The sequence below is a fragment of the Tumebacillus flagellatus genome (assembly GCF_000714935.1).
GTDB classification, from domain to species: Bacteria; Bacillota; Bacilli; order Tumebacillales; family Tumebacillaceae; genus Tumebacillus; species Tumebacillus flagellatus.
Genome location: NZ_JMIR01000029.1, coordinates 48,135 through 60,126, shown reverse-complemented (window position 1 = coordinate 60,126; position 11,992 = coordinate 48,135). Strand labels below are relative to the sequence as shown.

At 42.4% G+C, this 11,992-nt stretch carries 13 protein-coding genes, 1 tRNA gene and 2 pseudogenes; 14 read left to right on the top strand and 2 right to left on the bottom strand.

Annotated elements, in window-relative coordinates:
• A complete protein-coding gene (locus EL26_RS16885; protein ID WP_038091564.1) occupies window positions 1-180 on the top strand; it encodes a hypothetical protein in 180 nt (59 codons plus the stop codon).
• Window positions 181-876: 696 nt separating this feature from the next.
• Here the strand turns inward: EL26_RS16885 and EL26_RS16880 are convergent.
• Together EL26_RS16880 and EL26_RS26740 are read right to left on the bottom strand one after the other, a co-directional pair.
• Complete coding sequence (locus EL26_RS16880; RefSeq protein WP_038091561.1) at window positions 877-1,305, bottom strand: Rv0361 family membrane protein; 429 nt, start codon at window positions 1,303-1,305, stop codon at window positions 877-879.
• 407 nt (window positions 1,306-1,712) lie between these two features.
• A pseudogene (locus EL26_RS26740) lies at window positions 1,713-1,994 on the bottom strand (hypothetical protein); the annotation flags it as partial.
• 171 nt (window positions 1,995-2,165) lie between these two features.
• Here EL26_RS26740 and EL26_RS16875 point away from each other — a divergent pair.
• The 13 genes and pseudogenes from EL26_RS16875 (at window position 2,166) to EL26_RS25570 (ending at window position 11,850) form a co-directional block, all read left to right on the top strand.
• Window positions 2,166-2,432, top strand: coding sequence for a hypothetical protein (locus EL26_RS16875; protein ID WP_038091558.1), 267 nt, complete (start codon window positions 2,166-2,168; stop codon window positions 2,430-2,432).
• A 14-nt stretch (window positions 2,433-2,446) separates the two neighbouring features.
• On the top strand, window positions 2,447-2,851 hold the full coding sequence (locus EL26_RS16870; RefSeq protein ID WP_081857286.1) for a DUF1648 domain-containing protein: 405 nt from the start codon (window positions 2,447-2,449) through the stop codon (window positions 2,849-2,851).
• A 173-nt stretch (window positions 2,852-3,024) separates the two neighbouring features.
• Window positions 3,025-3,381, top strand: a pseudogene (locus tag EL26_RS26810) (ATP-binding protein); the annotation flags it as partial.
• A 346-nt stretch (window positions 3,382-3,727) separates the two neighbouring features.
• Window positions 3,728-4,294: a papain-like cysteine protease family protein gene (locus EL26_RS24660; protein WP_081857284.1), complete on the top strand. Its 567-nt coding sequence runs from the start codon at window positions 3,728-3,730 to the stop codon at window positions 4,292-4,294.
• 18 nt (window positions 4,295-4,312) lie between these two features.
• Window positions 4,313-5,086 carry a hypothetical protein gene (locus tag EL26_RS16860; protein ID WP_038091556.1) on the top strand — a complete coding sequence of 258 codons (774 nt, stop codon included), beginning with the start codon at window positions 4,313-4,315 and terminating at the stop codon, window positions 5,084-5,086.
• 39 nt (window positions 5,087-5,125) lie between these two features.
• The gene (locus tag EL26_RS16855) at window positions 5,126-5,599 is read left to right on the top strand and encodes a hypothetical protein (RefSeq protein ID WP_202962863.1); all 474 of its coding nucleotides are present in this window, start codon (window positions 5,126-5,128) and stop codon (window positions 5,597-5,599) included.
• Between the two features lie 23 nt (window positions 5,600-5,622).
• Window positions 5,623-5,714, top strand: a tRNA-Sec gene (locus EL26_RS25030).
• 203 nt (window positions 5,715-5,917) lie between these two features.
• Entirely contained in the window at window positions 5,918-6,895 is a 978-nt protein-coding gene (locus EL26_RS16850; RefSeq protein WP_038091552.1) for a tyrosine-type recombinase/integrase, read from the top strand.
• A gap of 160 nt (window positions 6,896-7,055) precedes the next feature.
• Window positions 7,056-8,321 (top strand): hypothetical protein, encoded by a 1,266-nt coding sequence (locus tag EL26_RS16845; RefSeq protein ID WP_038091550.1) that lies wholly within the window; start codon window positions 7,056-7,058, stop codon window positions 8,319-8,321.
• Between the two features lie 227 nt (window positions 8,322-8,548).
• On the top strand, window positions 8,549-9,223 hold the full coding sequence (locus EL26_RS16840; protein WP_038091547.1) for a Fe(II)-2OG oxygenase family protein: 675 nt from the start codon (window positions 8,549-8,551) through the stop codon (window positions 9,221-9,223).
• Between the two features lie 2 nt (window positions 9,224-9,225).
• A complete protein-coding gene (locus EL26_RS24020) occupies window positions 9,226-10,164 on the top strand; it encodes a hypothetical protein (protein WP_052036511.1) in 939 nt (312 codons plus the stop codon).
• A 337-nt stretch (window positions 10,165-10,501) separates the two neighbouring features.
• On the top strand, window positions 10,502-11,674 hold the full coding sequence (locus EL26_RS16830; RefSeq protein ID WP_038091542.1) for a helix-turn-helix transcriptional regulator: 1,173 nt from the start codon (window positions 10,502-10,504) through the stop codon (window positions 11,672-11,674).
• Window positions 11,674-11,850, top strand: coding sequence for a hypothetical protein (locus EL26_RS25570; RefSeq protein ID WP_161780747.1), 177 nt, complete (start codon window positions 11,674-11,676; stop codon window positions 11,848-11,850). The genes EL26_RS16830 and EL26_RS25570 overlap by 1 nt, the downstream gene beginning before the upstream one ends.
• Window positions 11,851-11,992 lie beyond the last annotated feature (142 nt).

Sequence of the window (11,992 nt, the reverse complement as noted above, 5' to 3'; positions counted from 1 at the left end):
TTGCAGTGGATGTCGCTGTTTCTTCAGATGCTCGTGCCGCTCTGGATTGCGGTCTACACGTTCAACTTCGGGCGCTGGATGCGAAAGCGCGACCATCGCTCGGGGGCGTGGGGCGCGTTCCTCTTCGCGGCGTTGGCGCTGGGGATTTCGGGGTGGATGTTGGTGAGGAATAGTACGTGAGGAAAAGGGAACCTGTCGCGGTGTTGGCAAAGTGAGGGTTGAGAAGGCGAATCTTGTATGTGAAAACAGCGGCATTCCATTGACCCACCTAAACTGGTGGGTCTTTTCTTGTCCCTGACCCGTTTTCAGATACTCGCTGCCAAACCACTCAGGAGATTGAGGGAATTGTGGCATAGAGTGGGCAAGGGTTTGCATGACCAAAAGAAAAGACGATCAATTGGAATCGTCCCTTCTCGCTTGATCAGTACCCGTCGTAGGCGTTTCCTGCGCCACTTATACCTGCGGTGGAATGCGGATACATTCTCAAAAAGTATTTTTGATTGGGGTCTACGCCTGTGTAGGTGTAGGAGTACCACGAACCACTTTGGGTATAGTTCCCGCTAATCCGTGTGCTTCCATAAAGCGTATTCGAGAGTATGCCATACTGATACAGCCTATACTCAACGTTTGCAGGAGAGACACTTGACCCCGTGTCCTGCCAACCATTGATCGTACATACCTTACTGGAGTTGGTCACAGTAAAAATTGGGCTGTCAAATGAGTTCGTAAATCCCCCAGACCCCCATTGACCGTTCCCAAAAGAATAGTAGCAAAGCCCTGGGGATGCGAAAGCTGATGCAGAATAAAAGCTTAGTGCGGCAAACATCGAAACCGCAAGACCGACACGCCTAACTCGTTTCATACGTAGACCTCCAATTAGTCGTTGTTCTTGGTCACTTCTTGACCGTCAATAACCAATTTCCATTGCTCTCCATCTTTTTGAACAGGAATTGTGAGATCGTGTGTGCCGGTTCCTTTAGTGGAGATACGAATGGTTGCAGTCAGATGCGTGTTATCCACTTTGTTAATGGAGAGGATTTTAGTCTTGTCCGTCTGGACAGGATCGTTTTTGAAAGATTCATACACATCACGTTTGGTAGCGTCATCCGTGAATCGTTTGTCAATGGTGGATTTCATCATCTCATCGACGTTGCCTTTTTTCACGGCATCAAGGTAGCGGGTGACAGCTTGCTTAGCTTCCTGCTCAGGTGTTGAAGAAGCTCCAGACTTGGAAACGCCCAAGAACAGACCGCCAGCTATTCCAAGAGCAATCAGGGTTGAAAGCACAGCAGTTGATTTCTTCAAAATAGCAACCTCCTCTAAATATAATTTCCAATCAATTATAAGCAATTGATATGGAATTCACAAGAAATATTTCAGTTTTCAAATATTTGTTCACGTTTGTAAATGGTTTGTTGTCCCGATCATTCGTGAATAGTGACCGAATGAATTTTCTTCGATGACGTACCGAGAGCGATATTGTGTTTTTCGCAAGCGCAAGCGAATTGATTAATAAAAATGTAACCTTACTTGCCAGTTTGTAGCGGTGAAAATGGGGATTGGCAGAAGTGTCTAGAGCCCAATGAAAACAAGAAAACAATCGATTGGTATTTCAAAGCGCTATCTAACATGCTGCCTTCCCACGTAGGAGACCCGCGAATGCCTCTCTGCGCTTAGAACGTCCTTCTAAAATCTCATGGTACGGCGACCGTTCAAATCGGTAATGACAGGGGGTACTGGTGGCTACGCAAGACAGCGAACTCATCACTTCCAATGACCTCCGGCACCTCTTGCTGTCGTTGTTCGATTTGGACAGCAGCTAGGCGATGGAACAGACGGTCTAATCTTGGACGAGTCCAGCCGATCTCAGCAGCGACCNCAGCTAGGCGATGGAACAGACGGTCTAATCTTGGACGAGTCCAGCCGATCTCAGCAGCGACCTGTGCGATAGAGCATGTGCGGCAGAGCTTGAACAACCACTCGGCCATTCGCTTTGTACAACGACGCTCCTCTCAAGTTTGCTGGTCGCACAACAAACTTCGACAAAAGCGTCTCGGGTGCTTTTTTATTTCCAGTTCACCACAAAATTCATTCTAGAGCCCTTTTTTCATGGTATGATAAAAGAAAATTAAGGAAAAAAATTCCTGTCACCAAGGGGGAGCTTCATGTACGAAGAAACGAAGACCGCGCGGGTTTTGCGTTTTTTGGGATGGGCGGTGATGGTGGTGGGGGTTGTGTCAGGCTTTTTTCTTGCCAATGTGCCTGTGGAGCCTGGGGCGATGTACACGAGGTTTGAGTTGGCTTTGGCGTTTAAGTACTGGATTGGTTCCATCGTCTCCGGGGTTTTGGTGTTGGGGTTTGCGGAGGTGGTCAGGCTTTTGGATAAGATCAATGACAAGCTTGATAAGTTGGATCGTCTGGATAAACGGTAGACAGGGGGAGTCTCATGATGAACAATCGTCCGGTGTTGCACATTCCAAAAACCGCGCTGGAAAAATGGCATGACTGGATTTCGGTTCTGCTGTTGCTGGCGGCTATGGGGTATCTTGCTTTCGTGGGGCCCCAACTGCCGGAGATCATTCCGACCCATGTAAACGGATCGGGGGATGTAAACGGGTGGGGCAACAAATGGGTCTTGCTCCTCATGCCGCTCCTCTCGATCGTACTTTTTATCGGGTTTACGGTCTTGAGCAAATTTCCACATACGTTCAACTATCGGCAAGCGATCACCGAAGAGAATGCGTTTCGCCAATATCGAATGGGGCGTTTGGTGCTCTCTTGGGTGAAGCTTTTCACCGTTGTGTTGTTTACGGGGATTGAATGGTTCATGATTCAGTTGGCGTTTTCATAAGAGAAGGCAGCAGACTCGCGGGTCTGCTGCCTTTTTTCGTGTTCCGATTATTTCACCGTATCCCTCGCCGCCGCCACCGCTTTCGAGAAATTAATCTCGCCCCAGCCGTAGTAATCGTCGCGACCGCGGGGCCGAGATCGTCGGCGGTATTTTGCAAGATGTCGCGGATGTCTATTGTGGATCTACGCAAAGCGTATGAGGAAAATCGACTAGACAAGCGGCTGCGAGTATACACTCGCCCAAAACTGCTTTTGATTGATGAGGTGGGTTATCTTCCGATTGACAGGGTGGCCGCAAATCTCTTCTTTCAAGTAATTAGTGCTCGATATGAGCGCGGAAGTATCGTCATGTCCAGCAACAAGAACTTCGGGGAGTGGGGAGAAATGAGGGGGGACTTGGTCCTAGCGACGGCGATTTTTGATCGTTTACTTCACCATTCACACAACATAAATATTCGCGGCAACAGCTACCGCTTACGTGAGAAGATGAAATCCGGCTCCTATGGGATGCCACGGCAAGTGACAGAATAAACCGTCAGGTGGGTCATTTTCAAACCGGCGCTTGTGGGTCAAATATATCCCGACGTTGACACTACTCGATGTTGTTGCTCACCCAACTAAATTCGACTAAAGCGGCTCAGGTGCTTTTTAGTTTAATTGAAATTTATTGCACATATTGAAATATACAGAAATATTCTCCATGTCAACAATATGTTGATTTAATTTATTTTGTATGATATTGTCGTTTTTGAGAATTTGTTATGTTTATTGATTGAATATTTAAAGGTGGTGATTACTTAACTCAGTATACTGACTGACAACCTATTATACACAATATCTGTATCAAAAAATTATTGGTAATCGAAAGGCGTGAGTCATGAGTATGGAAGGGTCATTTATCAAGAAGTACATTCTTATTCCAATTTTAGCACTTGTCGTTTTCGTGACTTTTGTGAGTCAGGCGTATGCAAGCAGCACGGTTTTGTGGATACCTGGTGCTCAACAACAACGCAGTCTTTGGTGCTGGGCCGCTTCTAGTACGTCTATCCTAAGCTATTTTGGGAAAAGTGTGAGTCAATGTGATTTTGTAAACCACGTGAAAGGTCTAAGCTCTTGTAATGACCTGTCAGCCACTGTGCAAGAAGCTCAAGGCGGCATGTACGATTATGGTGTATCTAGTAACTACTATTCAGGAACTCTCGCATTTTCTACGATTCAAACTCAAATTAACGGAAGCAAACCGATTTATGTATCTTGGGCATGGACAGGGAACTCAAGTGGACATGCGGTAGTTATTGAAGGCTGGAACGATTCAGGAGGTCAGTACGTTGATTACATGGACCCTGTGGATGGCACGATGCACTCCATGACTTTTAACGCTTTCTGCTATGACTCCACTCATTCTTGGCGATGGGGTCTCAAGGATATGCTGAAATATAAATAGATAGAGGAGGCTGCTTGCATGAAAAATACAATAACCTTTTTACTGGGAATTCTGGCATGCGTTTGTTTTCTTGCAGTACCATCTTACGCAGCAACTGCATCCGTACCCTCGCAGGTCATTCAGGTTGCAAACGATGGGCTAAAGGTTTTTAAGGAAAGAGCTGCGCAAGCACCTCTCAAATGGGGATTTTCCGATGCAACGGAAGTGGCTCAGATGTCCTTGGGAGAAGCTTTTCAGATTCAAGTCGTCGATCCTGAGAAATTGAAGAAAGGCATTTCCGATAAATTACTCGAATTGTCGCACCCAAATAATGAATGGCTATTTCTTACCTATGTCAATGATCAACCCAAATCTTTTTTGACAGTAGGTATCGAGAAAGGTGAATACCATCTCATTAGCTACGGTGGGAAAGCAAAAGAATTTGGAGATGCCCTCCATACTTTTCAAGATTCTGTGCAGAACAGTGACATAAAGCCGATCGTAGTCAAAGATAAGAACGTTCACTATCTGGTGACGAACATGTCTGGACAAGAATTCAATGTTCCGGATACTTCAGCTAGCAACAAGATGAAGCAAACAGCGCGAATGGATAACACGAAAGCATGGCCGTCCAGTCTTACCGTGAAGTTACTGAAAGATCAACAAGCGAATTCAAGCCAGGTTGATGACGCCGGTGTGATGACAGAAAAGTCTGCACCCATCCAATGGCAACTGCCCACTTTGCTTTTGATGATTGGAGGCTTCCTCTATTCGGTGATACTGGTATATCGTAAGCGTATAGAGATGAGGTAAGTGATGCGCATACATACGATATGGGTTGTTGTTGTCTGTATGATTCTGATTGTAAGTGGATGCTCTGCAAATCCAAACAACACAGAACCTGAAAACGCAATTGAAAAATATCTTCAGGACAAGGGGTACCAAATCATCTCAGCCGAAGGAAAAGTAGATGAGTACCAAATAACAAAAGAAAAACTGACACAGATGCCCTATATGGTAAATTGGGGGTTGCAAAGCGTTGATCCCACTCCATTTCTTGGAAAGAATGTGCAGATCACTAAATTTATCGTCAAAAATCATCCTCTTGACCAATGGACCACTAAGGGAGTCAAATCCAAAAAACAAACGGAGCTCTACATATATGAGGTAGACCATCAAGTGATCGGCGGAACGTCAATACCGGTTGTCGACGAGAACTTGGATGGCGGGATGTGGTCTTTGGAGGGAAAAACGCTGGAAGAGGTTCAGGGCAAAGAGTATCCGATTTGGAGAAAAGAGTGGTTGGAGAAATGGAGTCGACCATAGTCCGTTGAATGAAACGGTTACGTGTGGATGGGGTACTGGTGTCCTTCCCGGTCTTCAAAACCGAGTGCGGGCTATGGTGTAGCCTGGGTGGGTTCGATTCCCACGCACTAGGCCAAAGTAGATGTTAGGTGTGGTACGGGGTCGTTGGACTTTTCCACAGGTAGATCAATGTTGATCTGAGTAGTCAAAAGCCACACGGTTTCGTGATGGAAAATGACATGTCCGAGTGAGTCCGATTTGGTGTGACCGAGTGCGTCAAATGGACAGTTTCGGGTCGATGGTAACTCTCTACAATACTTGTAGGGGGTTTTTTTGTTTATGTACAGAGCAACGGCATCCAAACGAAAAGGAACGCGCTTGAACACCTCTCTTAGCAACCAAAGGAAGCAAATCGAAGCACTGACACTGGTTGAGATCTTTGAGAGATTCATGGTTCAAAAGCATACAGAAGGGTTGGCGATTCGAACTGTCGAGGAGTATCACCAACATTTTGGGTATCTATTAGAGTATTTGACACAAGACATATCCTGTGAGGAAATTACATCAGACATGTTTCGCGGATATATCGAATGGATGCTTCATGATCGCGGTCTTTCTCCTGTCACAGTCAATGTTCGGATTCGAACTATGAGAGCCCTTGTTAGATTTGCATACGGGGAAGGGTATCTCTCCACTCCTGTTCATGAGAAGGTCAAGACTCTAAAAACTGAAGAGGATACAATCGAGTCTCTAACTCCTGCGGAAGTCAAAGTATTGCTCAACGCCATTGATACATCCACGTTTGCAGGATTTCGGGATTACGTGATGGTTTGTGTATTATTTGACTCGATGGTTCGCATTTCCGAGTTATTGACGATCAGAAGGAGCAATGTGAATTTGAAAGAAGGAACCATAAAGTTAGAAGCTCATGAGACGAAGACTCGCAGAGCAAGAACTGTCCCTATTTCTTCGAAGACAAGTAAGTTGCTTGCTGATTACATCAATGAATCAGAGGAGTTCGGAGAGGAGCTTTTGTTCCTTACTTATGATGGGCGGACAGTTTTAGCAAACTCATGGAGAAGACGTTTGACAGAGTATGGAGAAATAGCAGGAATTCAAAATAAGCGGGTTTCGCCCCACACATTCAGACACACAGGAGCATTGCTCTACATCCTGAATGGCGGTGATCCGTTTAGTTTGCAGCGGATTTTAGGGCATAGCGATATGTCGATGGTCAGGAAGTACATCCAAATGACCAATTCGGATGTGAAGCGTCAACACAATTCGTTTTCTCCTCTGAAAAATATCAAGGTATAGGATTGGGAGTGGGTCAATTTCGACCCGCTCTTTTTTGTGTGCCCAAAAAAATATCGTTCGCATGATATTTTTGTATTATTAAACTTATAGTTGACCATATTTAAATATCGTGTATAGTAATGGGTAATCATCGAAGATGGTAGCTAGGGGGAAGAGAACATTGTTTGAAGGAGAATACGAAAGGGATAAGGAAACAGGTGCCAACAATATAAGTTGTCTATTCTCTATTGTTGGCACTAATATCCATTTAATAGAGAACAAAAATGTTGGCAATCTACAACAATTTATCGACTTGAAAGATATTGAGGTTCTATCCCATTCCAAAGTATACGAATACCTAAAACAACAGGACTTACGGCAACTACTTGGGGTCTACAAAAGACGATTCAATTGTTTCTTCCACGAGGATTCAGCGACCAGCGCGACGATCTTCCTGAATCAAGAAACTGGCCATTATCTTTACCATTGTGATGATCATAACTGTCCATTTCGAGATGGGACAATTATTGAAGTTGTTGCTCGAATCTTAGACTCTGAGAACGCAGATGCATTGCGTTTTTTACGGAAAATATACCGAATCAGCTATAAAGAAACAGATTGGCAGCGTACCCAAAGGGAAATGATCGAAGAAAACATTACGCTGATATGGGGGAAGGAGCTTGAAATTCAATATCCGCTTCTCTACAACATGATTGTCAGGTATCTTAAATTGCTCCAATCTGTTTTAGACAAGGCGATTGAGCATGTGTATACAGAGTATTTCACTACTACAGAGGGCACTGAGATTGTGTTTTTCGCAAGCGCAAGACATTTTGCAGGGAAGAACAAGAAAGACGTGAAGCTAATCACGAATCGAATTAATTTTCTTACCTATCTTGGCCTGATCAACAAGCTGAGAGACGAAGAAATCCCAGAGAAAATGTTGCAGCAGTCATACGCCGAAAAAGCAAAAAAGAATCAATATTACCGCATAACATTCTATTCAGTGCCACGTTACGATTCCGAACTGCTCAATCTGGCCGAACAGCGAGCGAAGACATTTAAAGAGAAAAAGATGACGATCAAAGGTTTTAGCAGAGAGATGCTTCTACGGGCACTTGGCGTTGACGAGGCTGATCGAGTGTTTCCACAACAAAAAGGCAAGCCAATACGGGAGATAAATGAACATGTTGCATTTCGTCTTGAACAAATCATTTTAACTATTATTGACGAAAAAGGTTGGACAAGAGAGAAGGAGGTTTTGGAACAAGCCCGGATAGATGGAATCCGAAATCAGTTCAAGGAGTTGGAGCTAAAGCGCATCATTCCTGAGATGCTAGATAAATATGCTTTGTCGAAGGAGAAACTGAATAAGAAACTAAAGGGGAAGTTTGGGATCTTGGAAGATGGGTATTTTGAGGTAATCTATCGTGAGTATAGTGAGTAACTTTGACTACCTCTATTTGCTCGTATACGACGTTTTAGAAGTCTAGTGGTACAATTGTATACCCCTCTCACATTTAACACGTTACGGACGAATTTCCGAGCAGTTTGATTTCCATATTACGAGAACCTTTTTTGAGGAAATTCGTTATTATTGATATAATCAATAGATATTGTGGAAGTAGAATAAAGCCTTCGAGGTTCAAGTAAAGATTTCAGGAGGAACAGACTATGATCGAACTTAATTCAGTTCTTAATGAGGAGGGGTGGATTGAAGTTTCAAAAAAAGAATACGGCTCTATTTTAGAATTAGCCCAAAAATTAGGGAGACCAGTTCCCTCTCGTCAAAACGGATCAATTATTGACAGATTAAAGCCTACATTGCCCGAAAATGCACATTCGAAATCACTCTCTGTAAAGTATGGGCTAGAAAGCTTCCCTTTTCATACTGATGGTGCATATTTTAATTGTCCTCCTAGATATGTATTGCTTTCACTTGCAGATGACTCGAATTTAAATGATAGACCAACTTTGTTGATCGACACTAACGATCTCGATTTTAGTGAAGATGAGAAGAAAACTCTTTTAAGAGATGTATTTATAATTAAGGGTGGTGGTAGAAGTTTTCTATCCTCCATCCTTGATCGGTCGGTTATTTCTGGTAAAACAATTTTCAGGTACAATAAAGATATTATGAAGCCCGCACATCAATCTTTTCAAAACTCTCTTACGCTGATGGATGTGAAACTGAGAAGTGCTGATCCAGTCTTTATAAAGTGGACTTCTGATAAGATAGTTGTGATAGATAACTGGCGAATGTTACATGGGAGAGGAACATCTCATATCAATGATATGAACTTTAGAATTTTAAACAGAGTGTTGGTAGAGTCAAAAGGAGGAAGATAATTATGATATGGAACTATGAAAGTCTATGGGGGAAGACAAAACTTTTTATGGCACGAGCTCAAAGTGTCAATCCAGATGATTCGCTTTTTCCTTTTTGGAGTTCACTTGGATTAGAGCTCTTAGCAAGAGCAACTTTGTCCTTTATACACCCCGTTCTTAACGCTGATAAGGACGATAGCAGTATATTATATCCTTTTGGTTTTGTCACAAAGGAATATGTAGAAAAGAAAAAAGGTCCGAAAAGTATTGCTGTTAATCAAGTTTTTAGTAGATTGAAGAGTATTGTGCCTGAGTTTACGGAAACTGAGGAGAAATTTTGTAACTATCTAATGGATAGAAGGAATGAGGAGATTCACTCAGGATCTTTAGCATACGAGGAATTTACAACAAGTAAATGGGTTGCAAAATTTTATAGGGTATGTAAGATGTTACTTTCATTTCAAGAGAAGAGTTTGGATGAACTGTTTGGGGCAGAAACAGCAATAATTGCAGATAAAATGATTGAGGCTCTTGGGAAAAATGTCGAGACAATTGTGAAAAAGAGAATCGCAGAAGCAAATTCGTTGTTTGATAAGTTAACAGAAAGTGATAAGGAAGAAGCCAAAAGACAAGCTGCAGTAAAATATAGATCAGTTTACAATGAGCCGACTAAAAAGATGGTTACTTGCCCTGCATGTGGGTCGCAACATGCAATGGTGAAGGGTGAAATTGTTGGGTCGAATGAGCCAAGGTTTGTTGAAGGGAATATTGTAGAGACCTACACTATTTTGCCGACAACATATGCATGTTTTTCATGTCAACTTTCAATGACTGGGAATGATGAACTTTATTATGCAGAGTTGGGTGGTCAATATGCTATAGAAGAAATATATGATCCAACAGAATATTATGGTCCTGATGATAGAGAAGATTATTATGAGGATTATTACGGGGACGATTAATATATCGAATTATGGTTTTGTGGCATAGTTTGATGTTTGGCAATATATAGAGGACTAATTCGAATGAAACTAATAATTTTATCGGGAGTAATCGGGAGGAGGCAAGCATGCCTTCTCTTTTTGTTTTTGGAACACTTCTACCGTTGCTTCCCTGTTACTTCCTCGATTCCGATTAATTCAATGGTTTTGACCGACAAATTGATGCTATAGAACAACAAAAACAAGCATTCTGTCGATTGAAGAATTTTCTTATAAAAAGCATACGAATTCACTGAGTTTCGATTATAATTAATGCACGGAAGATTAATTTCGAAACTGACAGGTAAAGGTGATATAGATGAAGGTTGAGGTTGCTGATCTTGAGAGTATCACTCTAGGCCGTAGATTGAAGGAAATCCTTTCTGATAAGGGCAAAGCTTTTTCTCTTCGTGCTATGGAGATGAAGACCGGCATTTCAAAGGATATACTTCTTCGGATCATGAAGGGGGAGAGATACTTTAAGCCCTCTGAGATCGAATTAGTTGCTAAGGCCATCGATTTGACTGTCGATCGTTTTAAAGGAATCGATGTACAAAAGAAAACAGAAGAAATCACACTACTGCTTTCAAAAAGGATAAATCTAAAACGGGCTCTTCAACTTGCTGAAGAACTAGCTCCAATTGCTGTAGGTTGTACGGAAAAGTTTACAGTACATAATTATTTGGGAGCCGTACATTTCTTACTCAAGAATTATGAGAAGGCGTTGGATGCCTATGTGACTTCTCTTAAAGAAGCCCGCAAACTCAAGGAGCTGCATGGGGATTCTTCTCCTTTGTACAAAGCGATCACGAACTTGACCAACACATATATCCAAATGAAAGACTATCCGAATGCCGTTAATTTGCTTAGACAGATACAAGATGATCTTGAACAATTCGAGCCACTATGGGCAGGCAATCTCACCTTCTCAGAGGCCATGATTGCGCATAGTATGGGGAACTTGGAGTTATGTAGAGAAAAAATGTATAACCATCTCAAATACTATCAACAAGTTGGACTCCCTTTGCAGCAAGGGATTGGGTATCAAAATGTCGGGTATATCGAATATTTATTGGGAAATTACCAAGCCGCAAAGACATTTTTTGAACTAGCAATCGATCAAAAGAAAGTAGCTGGCTTAATCGAATCCAGGCTATTGTCATTGAAGGATTATGTGAAGTGCTTGATAAAATTAAAGCTCTCAGAACAGGCGCTTCGGGTTATTATGGAGTCGTTAGAGGAGTTGGAGCAACTAAATTTGCCGTACCTAAAAGCAAAATTCTTGCTTCTTCAATCAGTCATCGAGGGGAACATTTGTCATGCGGAAGAAGTTCTTTCAATGGAGGATCTTGATGTGGAACTCAGGCATCTTGCTTGCGATTTTATAATGAAACATTTCGCGAAGATTGGGGATTCAATCATGCTGATGAAGTATTATAGAATTGCAGAGGAACTAAAAAAATCTGTAACAATTGATTGGGAGGGAATCTGATGAAGGGGATTACGCGCATCATATTTTTATCTTCTATTTTGTGCCTAGCATTTTCTTTAGGTGGATTGAAGAAGGAATCGGAATTTGAACCACCCCAGCCGCTTCTGATTAAGCATCAGCAAATAGCTCAATTTGAACCCCCGCAGCCTTTACTCAGTCAAACAGGTAATGTATAAGTCTTCTCGTGTCTAAGCCTACCTAACTCGGTAGGCCTTTTTTGTTTCTGATAATTTCATGAGACAGAAAATCATTTGTATTCCGTTTGTTTTTGAATGTGTATCTAAAATTAATTACAGGTGCTATCGTTTAATTAGATAC